The sequence below is a fragment of the Streptomyces sp. enrichment culture genome, from assembly GCF_964272895.1.
GTDB lineage: Bacteria > Actinomycetota > Actinomycetes > Streptomycetales > Streptomycetaceae > Streptomyces.
The window spans coordinates 4,021,032-4,035,744 of the sequence record NZ_OZ186832.1; the positions used below are offsets into that span (position 1 = coordinate 4,021,032).

Sequence of the window (14,713 nt, forward strand, 5' to 3'; positions counted from 1 at the left end):
GACCATGAGCGAAGTACGGGAGAACCTGACCTACGAGGGCTTCGGCGTCGCGATCCGCGAACTCGCCCAGACCATCGCCGACGACGGCTACGAGCCCGACATCGTGCTCTCCATCGCCCGTGGCGGTGTCTTCGTGGCGGGCGGTCTCGCGTACGCCCTGGACTGCAAGAACATCCACCTGGTGAACGTCGAGTTCTACACCGGTGTGGGGACCACCCTGGAGATGCCGGTCATGCTGGCGCCCGTCCCCAACGCCATCGACTTCTCCGACAAGAAGGTCCTGATCACCGACGACGTCGCCGACACCGGCAAGACGCTCAAGCTGGTCCACGACTTCTGCCTCGACCACGTCGCCGAGGTCCGCTCCGCCGTCATCTACGAGAAGTCGCACTCGCTCGTGAAGTGCGAGTACGTGTGGAAGCGCACCGACGAGTGGATCAACTTCCCCTGGTCCGTCGAGCCGCCCGTCGTCCGGCGGGCCGGTCAGGTTCTCGACGCCTGAGCGGAGAAACGAGCAGAGAAAAGGGGCTCTTCGCGCAGTGCGGAGAGCCCCTTCTGTGTGCCGTCCCTCAGGACGGGCCCGTCTGCGTGCCGTCCCTCGGGACGGGCCCGGCTGTGTGCCGTCCCTCAGAACGTGCCCAGCTTCACGATCGACAGCAGGGCGATCAGCTGGATCGCGGAGGCGCCGAGGGCCTTGGGCCACGGCAGGTCGTGGGAGCGGCTGACCATGAGGGTGAGGAGGGCGCCGGCGGCGATCCAGGTGGCCCAGCCGAGGATCTGGACGAAGGGGGCGTCGCCGCCGGCGAACATGGCGACCAGCAGCCGGGGGGTGTCCGTGATGGACATGATCAGCATGGAGAGGCCGACCGTGGGCTGCCAGGCGCCGTCGCCGCCGAGCTGGCGGGCGAGGGTGTGGGTGACCACGCCGAGGACGAGGGCGCTGATCACCATGGCGACGCCCGTGGTCAGGACGATCGGCACGGCGTTGGAGATCGTGGCGTTGATCGCGTCGTTGCGGGTGTCGTCGAAACCGAAGACCGCGATCAGGCCGTAGAGGAAGGTGACGACGAGGGCCGGGCCCCAGACCGCGTAGTCCCGCATCACCAGGAACGTCTGGTTCGGCGCGGTCACGATGCCGCGCAGCAGCGCCTTCCAGGGCAGCCGCGGCCCGATCGGGCCGGGCGGGGCCGTGGCGCCCGCGTGATACGTCTCACCCTGGCTGTACTGCGCGTGGTCGTCGATCGAGAACGCCTGGGTGTGGCCCGGGTTGTTCGCCGCGTAGGGGTCGTGCCCCTGCGGCGCGTACGGGTCGGCGCCGCCGAAGTACTCCGGCTCGCCGTGGTTCCCCCAGCCCCCGCCCGAGCCCACGGGAGGGCCCTGGGGCGCGGAGGGGTAGCCGTACGAGGGCCCGCCCTGCGGGGCACCTCCGTACGACGGTCCCCGGGGCGCCTGCTGACCGTACGGGGGGTGTTGCGGTCGCGCTTGCGGGGTCCGGCCGTCCCGGCCGCCGCGTCCGATCCTGAATCCAGCCACGCCTTCGAACGTACCTGGTCCCGGAGGGTGACGTGCCGGGCCCGGCCGTCCGGGCCCGGCTTTGCGGCCGAGCTGTGACATCCCTTACGGGCCTGCCCGTACGGGACTTGGCGCTCGCCCCCGAGACACCCCCTAGGGGCCACCGGCCGCCGAGGGGATCAGTCCGCCATGTTCGCGCCGAACATCGGCGTTCCCGCCAGCGAGAGCCCCGCCGCGGACGGCGTGACGAGGCGGGCCCCCGAGGTGGTGATCCGGCTGCCGCCGGAGCGGAGGTAGGTGACCGAGCCGTCGCCGGCGTTCTCGGCGGAGCCGACGATCAGGTCGGCGCGGCCGTCGCCGGTGACGTCGTCGAGCTTGACGTCGTAGCCGAAGTAGTCCTCGTCCTCGTTCTCGCCGGGCACGCCCGCGGTGTTCTGGGTGAACAGCTGGGCGCCGCTGGTGCGCAGGCCGGACTGGGAGCCGTACAGGACGGTGACCGCGCCGGTGTCGCTGTCGTCGCCGGCGTTCTCGCCCGCCGAGGCGATGGCCAGGTCCTGGAAGCCGTCGTGGTTGATGTCGCCGAGGTCGAGTTCGCTGCCGAACCAGTCCTCGGTCTCGGCGGCGTCCGGGACACCCGCGCTGTCCTGGGTGATCCCGGTGGCCGTGCCCGGCCCGGAGGCCGTGCCGTAGGTGATCCAGACCTTGCCGCCCTTGCCGGAGTACGGGACCGGCGTGCCGTCCGACAGGCGCGTCTCGTACTCCCAGCCGCTGACGATGTCGCCGTAGCCGTCGCCGTTGATGTCGCCGATGCCGGTGATGACGCCGGGCCGCAGGGGCTTGGCGGCGGACGCGTTCAGGCCGGTCGAGGTGCCGGGGATGTAGTAGTTGCGGTTCCAGCCGTACTCGGACGTGGTCTCGAAGCCGTCGACGATCAGGTCCGTGCGCCGGTCGCCGTTGACGTCGCCGGCACTGAGGTTCTTCGGGCCGGCCGCCGAGCCGCCGGACTGGATCGGGGCCTTGAAGGAGTTGCGGGCGCGGCCGGGGGTGCCGGAGGCGGTGATGCCGCCCCGGTAGACCTGGATGACGTTGGAGGAGTTGCCGATGGCGAGGTCCGCCTTGCCGTCGCCGTCGAAGTCGCCGGCGGCGAGGTTCTTGCCCCAGCGGTCGTGGGCCGAGGGCGCCGGGTTGGGGATGAGCACGCCCCGGCCGGTGAGGCCGGCGCGGGAGCCCCACAGCACGGTCACGGTGCCGCTGTCCGCCTGGCCGTAGACGTCCTCCCAGGGGGCGGAGACGGCCACGTCGTCGTAGCCGTCGTGGTTGAAGTCCGCGTAGGCGTGCTCGGCGCCGAAGAAGTCGCCGGGCTCGGCGGCGTCCGGGGTGCCCGTGGTGTTCTGGCTGATCACCGAGCGCTTCGCGGAGGAGATGCCGCTGGTGGTGCCGTAGAGCACCACGAACTGGCCGGCGCGGGCCTTGCCGCTCACATAGGCGCCCCACGCCGAGAAGCCGATGTCCCCGATGCCGTCGCCGTTGAAGTCGGCCTGCGGGACGTGCGTGGAGTCGGCGGCCGTGGCCGGCGTCGCCGCGAGGGTGAGCAGCCCACCCGTCAGCGCGGCGGCGGCCGCGGTCGCGAGGGTGGTGCGCAGGTGCTGGTGCATGCGTGGGCCTCCTGAAGTCTGCTCAGGAGACATCTGTGAACGGCAAAGGGTTGTACGTGAGTTCGAGGGATTTTCGTGCCCCCTGGGACAGGTGTGGCTCAGGGTCCCCGGGCGGCCCAGCCCCCGGCGGCCCAGCCCCATCAGCTCACCCCTCCCGCACGCCGCTCACCCTTCCAGGAAGTCCCCCGTCGAGAAGCTGACCACCGGCTTCCCGGCCACCAGCCCCCGTTTCGCGCCCGGATACACGGCCACCGTGTCCTCGGTCTCGCCGACATACGTCCGCACCACCAGGTCGGCCAGGTCGTCGCCGTCGAAGTCCGCGGCGGCGAGGACCCGCGCGGTGCCGCGTGCCGCGGGCCGCACGGTGACCGGCTCCTCGGCGTCCGGCCCGGTCGTACGGCCGTGCAGGACGCGGATGCCCGAGCCGCTGGAGACGAGTTCGCTCAGCCCGTCGCCGTCGAGGTCGGCGGCGTCCAGCAGGGAGCCCCCGAGGTCCAGGGTGGCGGGGTCGGCGTCCGGCAGGTCGTAGCGCAGGGACGTCTGCGCGACGCCGCCGACCGCCGCGTCCAGGGCCGCGCCGCGCCCGAAGCGGCCGAGGGCCACGTCGAGGCCCTCGGGCAGGGCGGTGCCGGTGCCGGCGGGGCCGTCCGGGCCGCCCAGGACGAGCGTGGCGGTCGCGGGGCCCTCGGCGCTGCGGACGACCAGGTCGTCGTCGCCGTCGCGGTCGACGTCGGCCACCGGGCCGGTGGGCAGGTTGCCGGGGGCGGGCAGGGGCGCGCCGGCCGCGCGGGGGGCGCCCTCGCGGGTGAAGGGGCCGCGCAGGAAGCTCAGCTGCCGGTCGGAGGCGTGCACCACGAGGTCGTGGGCGCCGTCGCCGTCGAAGTCGCCGCAGGCGGGCTGGTCGGGCCAGTCGTTGCCGGCGCGGGCCACCGCCGGGATGACCAGGGGGACGGCCCGTCCGGCCGGGCCCTGCGGCGAGCCGAAGAGGATCTGCAGCGGCACCGGGGGCCGCCCCTGTCCGTCGAAGGGCGGGTCGGTGGAGACGACCAGGTCGGTGAACCCGTCCGCGTCGAGGTCGCAGGTCGCCTCCGCGTCGAACACGGCGGGCAGCTGCCCGTCCGTCGGGGCCGCGTTGCGTGCCGGGCTCAGCAGCTGCCGGGCGCCGGGGGCGAGCCCGCCGGGGCCGCCGTAGACGATGCCGATCCCGGCGTCGTCGCTGTGCGCCTGCTCCTTGACCAGGTCGTTGAGGACGAGGTCGCGGTGTCCGTCACCGTTGAAGTCGTCGGCGAGGTCGCTGCCCTCGCCGCGCGGCACGGGCAGCTGCGCGGGCGCCTGGGCGGCCTTCACGGACGGGCTCTGCCGCACGGGCCGCGCACCGCCGTCCTCCGTGGGTCCGCAGGCGGCCAGCAGAACGAGACAGCCGACGGCCGCCGCACCCGCTCCGAGCGTTCGCATGGGCACCGTCCACCTCGTCAGCACCGTAGACAACGACTCAGTAGTGAAGCATGTGTTCGACCGTGGCGGACAGGGCCCGACGTCTTACGGATCTCTGACCGCCGCCGGGAGACGCCGACGCCCCCCACCCGATGCGGGCAGGGGGCGCCGAGCGGTGCCGCGGGCGTTACTTCACCGGCTCGGGCTCCGGCTCGCTCTCGGTCTCCGCGTCGTCCACGGGGTCGGCGGGCGTCTTCACCGACTCCAGCAGCAGCTGGGCGACGTCGACGACCTGGATGGACTCCTTGGCCTTGCCGTCGTTCTTCTTGCCGTTGACCGAGTCGGTCAGCATGACGAGGCAGAACGGGCAGGCGGTGGAGACGATGTCCGGGTTGAGGGACAGCGCCTCGTCGACGCGCTCGTTGTTGATGCGCTTGCCGATGCGCTCTTCCATCCACATCCGGGCGCCGCCGGCGCCGCAGCAGAAGCCGCGCTCCTTGTGGCGGTGCATCTCCTCGTTGCGCAGGCCCGGCACCTTGCCGATGATCTCGCGCGGGGGCGTGTAGATCTTGTTGTGGCGGCCCAGGTAGCAGGGGTCGTGGTAGGTGATGATGCCCTCGACCGGGGTCACCGGGATCAGCTTGCCCTCGTCCACCAGGTGCTGGAGCAGCTGGGTGTGGTGGATGACCTCGTAGTCGCCGCCGAGCTGCGGGTACTCGTTGCCGAGGGTGTTCAGGCAGTGCGGGCAGGTCGCGACGATCTTCTTCGCCGACTTCGGCTTGGCCGACTCCGGGACCACCTTGCCCTCGTCGTCCATCTCCTCGCCGAAGGCGGCGTTGAGGGCCATGACGTTCTCCATGCCGAGCTCCTGGAACAGGGGCTCGTTGCCGAGGCGGCGGGCGGAGTCACCGGTGCACTTCTCGTCGCCGCCCATGATCGCGAACTTGACGCCCGCGATGTGCAGCAGCTCGGCGAACGCCTTGGTGGTCTTCTTCGCCCGGTCCTCCAGGGCGCCGGCGCAGCCGACCCAGTACAGGTACTCGACCTCGGACAGGTCCTCGATGTCCTTGCCGACCACCGGCACCTCGAAGTCGACTTCCTTCGTCCACTCCAGGCGCTGCTTCTTGGCCAGGCCCCAGGGGTTGCCCTTCTTCTCCAGGTTCTTGAGCATCGTGCCCGCCTCGGACGGGAACGCCGACTCGATCATCACCTGGTAGCGGCGCATGTCGACGATGTGGTCGATGTGCTCGATGTCCACCGGGCACTGCTCGACACAGGCGCCGCAGGTCGTGCAGGACCACAGCACGTCCGGGTCGATGACGCCGTTCTCCTCGGCCGTGCCGATCAGCGGCCGCTCGGCCTCGGCCAGCGCCGCCGCGGGCACCTTGGCGAGCTGCTCCTCGGACGCCTTCTCCTCGCCCTCCATGGTCTTGCCGCCGCCCGCGAGCAGGTACGGCGCCTTGGCGTGGGCGTGGTCCCGCAGGGACATGATCAGCAGCTTGGGGGAGAGGGGCTTGCCCGTGTTCCAGGCGGGGCACTGCGACTGGCAGCGGCCGCACTCGGTGCAGGTGGAGAAGTCCAGCAGGCCCTTCCAGGAGAACTGCTCGACCTGGGAGACACCGAAGACGTCGTCCTCACCGGGGTCGGAGAAGTCGATGGGCTTGCCGCCGGACGTCATCGGCAGCAGCGCGCCCAGCGAGCTCTCACCGTTGGCGTTGCGCTTGAACCAGATGTTCGGGAAGCCCAGGAAGCGGTGCCAGGCGACACCCATGTCGGTCTTCAGGGCGACCGTGATCATCCAGATGAAGGACGCGGCGATCTTCAGACCGGCGAAGAAGTAGACCAGGTTCTGCAGCGTGGAGGTCTCGAAGCCCTCCAGCCACGACACCAGCGGGTAGGAGATGAAGAACGACGCCTCGTAGCTGTCCACGTGGTGCAGCGCGCCCTCAAGCGCGTGCAGCGTGAAGATGCAGACGCCGACGATGACGATGATCGTCTCGACGAAGTACGCCTGACCGGTGTTGGAGCCGGCGAAGCGCGACTTGCGGCCCGGCCGGTCCGGCCGCGACAGCTGCCGGATGACGATCAGCATCAGGATGCCGACGATCGTCATCGTGCCGATGAACTCGACGAAGACGTTGTACGGCGTCCACTCGCCGAGCACCGGGAGCAGCCAGTCGGCCTTGAACAGCTGGCCGATGGCGTTCACGAGCGTCAGCAGCAGCGTGTAGAAGCCGATCGCCACGAACCAGTGGGCGAAGCCCACGACGCCCCAGCGGTTCATCCGCGTGTGGCCGAGGAACTCCTTGACCAGCGTGATGGTGCGCAGCACGGGGTCGTTGGTCCGCGCGCCGGCGGGCAGCGGTTGGCCGAGCATCACGAAGCGGAAGATCTGCAGAACGGCACGCCCGAAAAGGGCGCTGCCCACTGCGATCAGGACCATCGACACGATGATCGCGGCGAGTTGCATGTCGGGCTCCTCGGGCCTGCGAGGCTGATGCTGGGAGATTACTAAGCGGTAACTTATGCAGTCCTTCGAGACTACCCGTATCCCTTGCCGCACTGTAGTCAGGCGATCGGTGACCTGCGTCGCTGAGGCTTCCCTCAGTCGGCCGTGCGACGGCGCGCCGATCCGATGCGCCATTCGTATCAAATCATGACATCCGCCTTAATTTAGAACCGTGCTCTACGGGATCGCCGCCGCCTCCGCCGCCCTGCTGCTCGCCGCCTGTCTGGCGGCCCTGCTGCGTGTCCCCGCGCTGAGGTGCGGTGTGGTCGACCGCCGGCGCCGCACCCGTCCCGTGCCGCTGCTCGGCGGGGTGGCGGTGGCGCTGGCCACCGGGCTGGTCGCGGGGCTCGGCGAGCTGACCGGCGTGGCCCGGATGGGCTCCGAGCCCGGCGCCCTGCTCCTCGCCGGCTCGGCGGTGGCCCTGCTCGGGCTCGCCGTCGACCTCTGGCGGCTGCGCACCCGCTTCCTGCTGGCCGGTACGGCGGTGGCGGCGGCCTGGGTCGTGCCGTACGAGGTGACCGGGGCCGTGGGCGGGGCGGGCGCGGTGCTGTGGATCGTCCTCGGCACGGTCGCCTTCCGCTCGCTGGACCACGCCGACGGGCTGGCCGCGGCCGTCGGGGTGGTCACCGCCCTGGGGGTGGGGGTGTGCGCGGCGGCGGAGGTGATGGACGGGCTCGCGGTGCTGCTGAGCGTGCTGGCGGCGGCGCTGGCCGGGTTCCTGATGCAGGGCCGCCGTCCGGCGCGGATCGCGCTCGGGGCCTGCGGTTCGCTGTTCGGCGGGTTCCTGCTGGCGGGCGCGGCCGTGCTGGTGCGCGCGGGGCACGAGCCGGCCGGCTCCGCGGGGGTGCTGTTCGCGTGCGCCGCGGTGGCCGTCGCCGACCTGGTGCTGGTGGTGGCCGCGCGGCGGCTGGCCGGGCGGGCGCTGCTGCGCGGGGGGCCCGACCATCTCGCCCACCGGCTGCGCCGGCTCGGGCTCGCCCCGCGCGGGGTGCGGGCCGTACTGGTCGGCGGGGCCGGGGCCGGGGTGCTGGTCGGGGTGCTGGTGCACCTCGGGTCCCTCGGCGCGAGCGCCGTGCTCTGGGTGGCGGGTGGGGCCCTGATCGTCGTACTCGTCCTGCTTCGGTTGACGTCTTCTCCGGCGCCGCGCATGGCGTCTGCACAGGTCAGAGGCCAGTTGCGTGTAAGGAACGGATAAGAGTTGAGTCGGTCTGGCTCAGGTCTGTTGACCCGGCGCGGGGCGTCGTGCACACTTGAGTCCGTTCCACTCAAGTCAGCTGGAGGAATCAACCATGGCACGTGCGGTCGGCATCGACCTGGGCACGACTAACTCCGTCGTCAGCGTTCTGGAGGGCGGCGAGCCCACCGTCATCACCAACGCCGAGGGCGCCAGGACCACGCCGTCCGTCGTCGCCTTCGCCAAGAACGGCGAGGTGCTGGTCGGTGAGGTCGCCAAGCGCCAGGCGGTGACCAACGTGGACCGGACCATCCGTTCCGTGAAGCGTCACATGGGCACCGACTGGAAGATCGAGCTGGACGGGAAGCCGTTCAACCCGCAGCAGATCTCCGCCTTCATCCTCCAGAAGCTGAAGCGGGACGCCGAGGCATACCTGGGCGAGAAGGTGACCGACGCGGTCATCACCGTCCCGGCCTACTTCAACGACTCCGAGCGCCAGGCCACCAAGGAGGCCGGTGAGATCGCGGGCCTGAACGTCCTGCGCATCGTCAACGAGCCCACCGCGGCCGCGCTCGCCTACGGCCTCGACAAGGACGACCAGACGATCCTCGTCTTCGACCTCGGCGGCGGTACGTTCGACGTCTCGCTGCTGGAGATCGGCGACGGTGTCGTCGAGGTGAAGGCCACCAACGGCGACAACCACCTCGGTGGTGACGACTGGGACCAGCGTGTCGTCGACTACCTGGTCAAGCAGTTCCAGTCCGGCCACGGCGTGGACCTGAGCAAGGACAAGATGGCTCTGCAGCGTCTGCGTGAGGCTGCGGAGAAGGCGAAGATCGAGCTGTCCTCCTCCACCGAGACCTCGATCAACCTGCCCTACATCACCGCCTCCGCCGAGGGCCCCCTGCACCTCGACGAGAAGCTCACCCGCGCCCAGTTCCAGCAGCTGACCGCGGACCTGCTGGAGCGCTGCAAGACGCCGTTCCACAACGTCATCAAGGACGCCGGCATCTCCATCAACGAGATCGACCACGTCGTCCTCGTCGGTGGCTCCACCCGTATGCCTGCCGTCGCCGAGCTCGTCAAGGAGCTGACCGGCGGCAAGGAGGCCAACAAGGGTGTGAACCCGGACGAGGTCGTCGCCATCGGCGCCTCGCTCCAGGCCGGTGTCCTCAAGGGCGAGGTCAAGGACGTCCTGCTGCTCGACGTCACCCCGCTGTCCCTCGGCATCGAGACCAAGGGCGGCATCATGACCAAGCTCATCGAGCGCAACACCACGATCCCGACCAAGCGCTCCGAGATCTTCACCACGGCCGAGGACAACCAGCCGTCCGTGCAGATCCAGGTCTACCAGGGCGAGCGCGAGATCGCGGCCTACAACAAGAAGCTCGGCATGTTCGAGCTGACCGGCCTCCCGCCGGCCCCGCGCGGCGTCCCGCAGATCGAGGTCTCCTTCGACATCGACGCCAACGGCATCATGCACGTGACCGCGAAGGACCTGGGCACGGGCAAGGAGCAGAAGATGACCGTCACCGGCGGCTCCTCGCTGCCGAAGGACGAGGTCGACCGCATGCGCGAGGAGGCCGAGCGCTACGCGGAGGAGGACCACAAGCGCCGCGAGGCCGCCGAGACCCGCAACCAGGGCGAGCAGCTCGTCTACCAGACCGAGAAGTTCCTCAAGGACAACGAGGACAAGGTCCCGGCCGAGGTCAGGACCGAGGTCGAGGAGGCCGTCGCCGAGCTGAAGGAGAAGCTCAAGGGCGAGGACACCGCCGAGATCCGCACGGCCACGGAGAAGGTCGCCGCCGTCTCCCAGAAGCTGGGCCAGGCCATGTACGCCGACGCCCAGGCCGCGCAGGCCGCGGGCGGTGCCACCGCCGGTGAGCAGCCCAAGGCCGACGACGACGTGGTGGACGCCGAGATCATCGACGACGAGCGCAAGGACGGTGCCGCGTAATGACGGAGGAGACCCCGGGTTTCGAGGAGAAGCCCGACGTCCCCTCCGGCGCCACCCCTGACGACGCCGAGCCGCAGGCCGCCGCCTCCTCTCCGGAGGAGCCGGCGGCCCCGGCCGGGGACGCAAGCGCAGACGCCGGTCTGCTGGCCCAGCTGGACCAGGTGCGCACCGCGCTCGGCGAGCGCACCGCGGACCTCCAGCGGCTGCAGGCCGAGTACCAGAACTACCGCCGCCGGGTCGAGCGCGACCGGATCGCGGTCAAGGAGATCGCCATCGCGAACCTCCTGACCGAACTCCTGCCGGTGCTCGACGACATCGGGCGCGCGCGGGAGCACGGCGAGCTGGTCGGCGGCTTCAAGTCCGTCGCGGAGTCGCTGGAGACCGTCGCCGCCAAGATGGGGCTCCAGCAGTTCGGCAAGGAGGGCGAGCCCTTCGACCCGACGATCCACGAGGCCCTGATGCACTCCTACGCACCGGACGTCACCGAGACGACCTGCGTCGCGATCCTCCAGCCGGGGTATCGCATCGGGGAGCGCACCATCCGCCCCGCGCGGGTGGCGGTCGCCGAGCCGCAGCCGGGCGCGCAGACGGTGAAGGCGGAAGGGGACGGCGAGAAGCCGGCCGGCGAGGAGAAGGACAGCGGCTCTGAAGAGGGCTGACGTGTCGTACGTGAGCGTTTCGCACGCGAGCGTTTCGTATGTGAGCGGAAAGGAGGGACGTCGGGGATGAGCACCAAGGACTTCATCGAGAAGGACTACTACAAGGTCCTCGGCGTCCCCAAGGACGCCACCGAGGCCGAGATCAAGAAGGCGTACCGGAAGCTCGCCCGCGAGTTCCACCCGGACGCCAACAAGGGCAACGCCAGGGCCGAGGAGCGTTTCAAGGAGATCTCCGAGGCGAACGACGTGCTCGGCGACCCCAAGAAGCGCAAGGAGTACGACGAGGCGCGCGCCCTGTTCGGCAACGGCGGGTTCCGGCCGGGGCCGGGCGCGGGCGGCGGCTCGTTCAACTTCGACCTGGGCGACCTCTTCGGAGGCGGCGCCCAGGGCGGGGGAGCCGGCGGTTTCGGCGGCGGTTTCGGCGACGTCCTCGGGGGACTGTTCAACCGGGGCGGTGCCACCGGCACCCGCACCCAGCCCAAGCGCGGCCAGGACATCGAGTCCGAGGTGACCCTCAGCTTCGTCGAGGCCATCGAGGGCGCGACGGTCCCGCTGCGGATGTCCTCGCAGGCCCCCTGCAAGGCATGTTCCGGCACCGGCGACAAGAACGGCACACCGCGCGTGTGCCCGACCTGTGTCGGCACCGGCCAGGTGGCGCGGGGCTCCGGCGGCGGCTTCTCGCTGACCGACCCCTGCCCGGACTGCAAGGGCCGCGGCCTGATCGCCGAGAACCCCTGCGACGTCTGCAAGGGCAGCGGCCGGGCCAAGTCCTCGCGCACCATGCAGGTCCGCATCCCCGCCGGGGTCTCCGACGGCCAGCGGATCCGGCTGCGCGGCAAGGGTGCGCCCGGTGAGCGCGGCGGCCCGGCCGGCGACCTGTACGTCGTCGTCCACGTCGGCGAGCACCCGGTGTTCGGCCGCAAGGGCGACAACCTGACCGTGACCGTGCCGGTGACGTTCGCCGAGGCGACCCTCGGCGGCGAGGTCCGGGTGCCCACCCTGGGCGGCCCGGCCGTCACCCTGAAACTGCCGCCCGGCACCCCCAACGGCCGCACCATGCGGGCGCGGGGCAAGGGCGCGGTCCGCAAGGACGGCACCCGCGGCGATCTGCTGATCACCGTCGAGGTGAGCGTCCCGGCGGAGCTGTCGGACAAGGCGCGTGACGCGCTGGAGGCGTATCGCGAGGCGACCGCGGGTGAGGACCCGCGGGCGGAGCTGTTCGAGGCCGCGAAGGGAGCATGAGTCTGATGGACGGCCGTCGTCCCCGCCCCCGCGGGGGTTTCTCACCCTACGAGCTGACCGACGAGACCCCGGTCTACGTCATCTCGGTGGCGGCCCAGCTCTCCGGCCTGCACCCGCAGACGCTGCGCCAGTACGACCGCCTCGGCCTGGTCTCCCCGGACCGCACCGCCGGGCGCGGCCGCCGCTACTCGGCCCGCGACATCGAACTGCTCCGCCAGGTGCAGCAGTTGTCGCAGGACGAGGGCATCAACCTGGCCGGCATCAAGCGCATCATCGAGCTGGAGAACCAGGTGGCCGCCCTGCAGTCCCGGGTGGCCGAGCTCGAAGCCGCGCTGGACGGCGCGGCTGCGGCGATGCAGCAGCGCGAGGCCGCCGTGCACGCCTCCTACCGGCGCGACCTGGTGCCGTACCAGGAGGTGCAGCAGACCAGCGCGCTGGTCGTCTGGCGGCCGAAGAAGGCCAAGGACTAGGCACACGCCTGCGCCGAAGGGGCCCCGAGCAGAAGCTCGGGGCCCCTTCGCCGTGCGCGCGGGGACGGATCAGCTGGGCCAGTAGTCGCTCAGCACACAACCGTCGACCAGTGCCTTCTCCGTGCGGTAGCCGCTCGGCGGGGCGAAGTCGTCCTCGCAGGTCAGGAAGACCAGTTCGGAGTGCGACAGCGCCTGGATCTGCTCGTCGCCCACCGGGACGACGGCGATGTTCTCCCCGATCGCGAACCGGTCGCCGCTCGCCTTCGCCGCCGTCTGGAACTTCGCCATGTCGGCCACGGTCAGCAGGGCGATGGGGTAGGTGAAGTCCCTGCAGACTGCCCGCTCCGCGATGCCCCAGGACGGGTCGGCGGCCTCCTCGGCGCCCCACGCCGCGTCGGAGCCGTCGTCGGTGGCGTCGTACGACTCGCCCGGCACGACCTCCTTGCAGGAGGTGAACAGGTCGACGTAGCGGGCGAGCGTGGCGGTGTCGGCGGCCTCGGGGAGGGCGCCGCCGAAGCCCTGCTCGGTGGTGCCGGACGGCGGGCTCGGCGGGGCCGAACTCGCCACGGTGACCGGGCCCTTGGGGTTCGGGGCCGCCTTGTCCGCACCGTCCTCGCAGCCCGCCGTCGCCGTCAGGACGACGACGGCGGCGGCGCCCGCCGTGAGTGCTCGCTTGATGCGCATGGTGTCCGTTCTGTGGGGGGTCAGGCGGTGGTGCGGCGGCGCTTGCCGAGGGCGGCGACGGCGAAGCCGGCGGCGAGCAGGACGCCCGCGGCGGTGGCGTACAGGCCGGCGCCGGAGCCGGTGGAGGCGAGGGAGCCGGTCGTGGTCATGCCGCCGGTGGTGCTGCCCGTGGTGCCGGCCGCGGCGGTGGTGCTCTGGGACGCGGTGGGCGTGGCGGTGGCGGTGTCCGAGGCGGTCGGGGTCGCGGTCGGCGTGGCCGACGGCTGCGTGGACGGGGTGGTGGACGGGGAGGCGGAGGGAGCCTTGGCCGGGAGGATCTTCGCGTCGGCCAGGGAGTCGACGAAGGGCGCCTCGCCGTTCATGGAGTACAGGGCGTGCAGGCGGACCGAGGTCTCCTTCTCGACGGCGGAGTCCTTGTCGAGGGAGAGCTTCAGCTTCAGCAGGTCCTGGCCGGCGCCGAAGTCCTTGGGCAGGGCGGGCAGTTCGAAGTGGTTCGGGGTGGGCTCGGCGAGCTTCACGGTCCTGCCGTCGACGTCGGCCTCCAGACCGAAGTCCAGGTCCTCGCCGGCGTCGATCACCAGCGTGCGGTCGATGTCGGCGGGGAACTCACCGGGGCCGGTGGTGCGGGTGGACAGCGCCATGTCGGCACGCTCGCCCGGACGCAGGACGACACCGGCGGTCGGGTCCAGGCGGACCTCCAGCTTGCCGGGCTGCACGGCCGGCTCGGTCTTGAAGACGACGGTGTTGCGGGCCGGGTCGGCGGTGACCTTGCCCTGGAGCGGGGCCGCCTTGAGGGTGAAGTCACCGTTGTTGGTGGCGTAGTTGGCGCCGAGGCCGACGGTCACCTTCCAGGTGAACTCCGACTTCGCCGGGACGGAGAAGGCGGAGGAGGCGTTGCCGGAGGCCGGGTAGAACAGGCCCTGCCACTGGTTGTCCTGGCGGCCCACCGAGGACTTGGTGGCGGGGGCGTTCAGGGGGGTGACGTCGAAGACGACCGAGTCGTTCAGCAGCGGGCTCGGGCCGTCCGCCGCACCGTTCAGCCATGCCTGGAAGTCCTGGGCGGTGTCGGAGGAGTTGGTGACCGTGAGGGTCATCGACCGGGTCTCGCCGTCCCGCTTCAGCGTGCTGTCGGGGGTCGGGGCGCCCAGCGTCATGGTCAGCGGATTGCCGCTCGTCCCCTCGGCGGCGGTCGCGGTCGCCGGCAGGGCGGCGGTACCGGCGATGGCGGCGACGAGGGCGGCCGCGGCCACGGTGCGGAAGCGGGCGGCGGCGAGACGAGCGGACATGGTGGACTCCCCCCAAGGAATCGCTAGTTGAGACAGAGCAGAAGAGCAGAAGTGCCGAAGCGGAGATGAGAGAGATGAGAGAAAGGTGCCCCGCCTGCGTCCGGACCTCGGTCTCCCGAGCCCCCCGGCGC

At 71.1% G+C, this 14,713-nt stretch carries 12 protein-coding genes; 6 read left to right on the top strand and 6 right to left on the bottom strand.

The features are described from left to right. Positions 1-4: 4 nt before the first annotated feature. Positions 5-502: a phosphoribosyltransferase gene (locus ACSU6M_RS18190; RefSeq protein WP_437070800.1), complete on the top strand. Its 498-nt coding sequence runs from the start codon at positions 5-7 to the stop codon at positions 500-502. 125 nt (positions 503-627) lie between these two features. Here ACSU6M_RS18190 and ACSU6M_RS18195 read toward each other — a convergent pair whose 3' ends face one another. The 4 genes from ACSU6M_RS18195 to ACSU6M_RS18210 all read right to left on the bottom strand — a co-directional run bounded on the left by ACSU6M_RS18195 (position 628) and on the right by ACSU6M_RS18210 (position 7,071). Continuing rightward, positions 628-1,614 carry a Yip1 family protein gene (locus ACSU6M_RS18195; RefSeq protein WP_437070801.1) on the bottom strand — a complete coding sequence of 329 codons (987 nt, stop codon included), beginning with the start codon at positions 1,612-1,614 and terminating at the stop codon, positions 628-630. 77 nt (positions 1,615-1,691) lie between these two features. After that, a complete protein-coding gene (locus ACSU6M_RS18200; RefSeq protein WP_437070802.1) occupies positions 1,692-3,167 on the bottom strand; it encodes a VCBS repeat-containing protein in 1,476 nt (491 codons plus the stop codon). Between the two features lie 165 nt (positions 3,168-3,332). Next, positions 3,333-4,622: an FG-GAP repeat domain-containing protein gene (locus ACSU6M_RS18205; protein WP_437070803.1), complete on the bottom strand. Its 1,290-nt coding sequence runs from the start codon at positions 4,620-4,622 to the stop codon at positions 3,333-3,335. Between the two features lie 166 nt (positions 4,623-4,788). Continuing rightward, the gene (locus ACSU6M_RS18210) at positions 4,789-7,071 is read right to left on the bottom strand and encodes a (Fe-S)-binding protein (RefSeq protein WP_437070804.1); all 2,283 of its coding nucleotides are present in this window, start codon (positions 7,069-7,071) and stop codon (positions 4,789-4,791) included. Between the two features lie 211 nt (positions 7,072-7,282). On the opposite strand from ACSU6M_RS18210, the gene ACSU6M_RS18215 reads away from it, so the two are divergent. The 5 genes from ACSU6M_RS18215 (at position 7,283) to ACSU6M_RS18235 (ending at position 12,612) form a co-directional block, all read left to right on the top strand. Further along, positions 7,283-8,305 (top strand): MraY family glycosyltransferase, encoded by a 1,023-nt coding sequence (locus ACSU6M_RS18215; protein ID WP_437070805.1) that lies wholly within the window; start codon positions 7,283-7,285, stop codon positions 8,303-8,305. Positions 8,306-8,399: 94 nt separating this feature from the next. Next, on the top strand, positions 8,400-10,241 hold the full coding sequence (dnaK, locus tag ACSU6M_RS18220) for a molecular chaperone DnaK (RefSeq protein WP_437070806.1): 1,842 nt from the start codon (positions 8,400-8,402) through the stop codon (positions 10,239-10,241). Then, positions 10,241-10,900, top strand: a complete 660-nt coding sequence (gene grpE, locus ACSU6M_RS18225) for a nucleotide exchange factor GrpE (RefSeq protein WP_437070807.1) — start codon at positions 10,241-10,243, stop codon at positions 10,898-10,900. Before dnaK ends, grpE begins: the two co-directional genes overlap by 1 nt. A gap of 66 nt (positions 10,901-10,966) precedes the next feature. Next, positions 10,967-12,142, top strand: coding sequence for a molecular chaperone DnaJ (gene dnaJ, locus ACSU6M_RS18230; protein ID WP_437070808.1), 1,176 nt, complete (start codon positions 10,967-10,969; stop codon positions 12,140-12,142). Positions 12,143-12,147: 5 nt separating this feature from the next. Beyond that, positions 12,148-12,612, top strand: coding sequence for a heat shock protein transcriptional repressor HspR (locus ACSU6M_RS18235; protein ID WP_437070809.1), 465 nt, complete (start codon positions 12,148-12,150; stop codon positions 12,610-12,612). A 69-nt stretch (positions 12,613-12,681) separates the two neighbouring features. Here ACSU6M_RS18235 and ACSU6M_RS18240 read toward each other — a convergent pair whose 3' ends face one another. Both ACSU6M_RS18240 and ACSU6M_RS18245 read right to left on the bottom strand, forming a co-directional pair. After that, positions 12,682-13,296 carry a hypothetical protein gene (locus tag ACSU6M_RS18240; RefSeq protein WP_437070810.1) on the bottom strand — a complete coding sequence of 205 codons (615 nt, stop codon included), beginning with the start codon at positions 13,294-13,296 and terminating at the stop codon, positions 12,682-12,684. Positions 13,297-13,316: 20 nt separating this feature from the next. Next, complete coding sequence (locus tag ACSU6M_RS18245; protein WP_437070811.1) at positions 13,317-14,582, bottom strand: hypothetical protein; 1,266 nt, start codon at positions 14,580-14,582, stop codon at positions 13,317-13,319. Positions 14,583-14,713 lie beyond the last annotated feature (131 nt).

Coding starts and splice junctions, on each gene's coding strand:
- ACSU6M_RS18195 (WP_437070801.1), bottom strand. CDS start 1,614: ATGTCACAGCTCGGCCGCAAAGCCGGGCCCGGACGGCCGGGCCCGGCA.
- ACSU6M_RS18235 (WP_437070809.1), top strand. CDS start 12,148: ATGGACGGCCGTCGTCCCCGCCCCCGCGGGGGTTTCTCACCCTACGAG.
- ACSU6M_RS18240 (WP_437070810.1), bottom strand. CDS start 13,296: ATGCGCATCAAGCGAGCACTCACGGCGGGCGCCGCCGCCGTCGTCGTC.
- ACSU6M_RS18205 (WP_437070803.1), bottom strand. CDS start 4,622: ATGCGAACGCTCGGAGCGGGTGCGGCGGCCGTCGGCTGTCTCGTTCTG.
- dnaJ (WP_437070808.1), top strand. CDS start 10,967: ATGAGCACCAAGGACTTCATCGAGAAGGACTACTACAAGGTCCTCGGC.
- ACSU6M_RS18245 (WP_437070811.1), bottom strand. CDS start 14,582: ATGTCCGCTCGTCTCGCCGCCGCCCGCTTCCGCACCGTGGCCGCGGCC.
- ACSU6M_RS18200 (WP_437070802.1), bottom strand. CDS start 3,167: ATGCACCAGCACCTGCGCACCACCCTCGCGACCGCGGCCGCCGCCGCG.
- ACSU6M_RS18190 (WP_437070800.1), top strand. CDS start 5: ATGAGCGAAGTACGGGAGAACCTGACCTACGAGGGCTTCGGCGTCGCG.
- dnaK (WP_437070806.1), top strand. CDS start 8,400: ATGGCACGTGCGGTCGGCATCGACCTGGGCACGACTAACTCCGTCGTC.
- ACSU6M_RS18210 (WP_437070804.1), bottom strand. CDS start 7,071: ATGCAACTCGCCGCGATCATCGTGTCGATGGTCCTGATCGCAGTGGGC.
- grpE (WP_437070807.1), top strand. CDS start 10,241: ATGACGGAGGAGACCCCGGGTTTCGAGGAGAAGCCCGACGTCCCCTCC.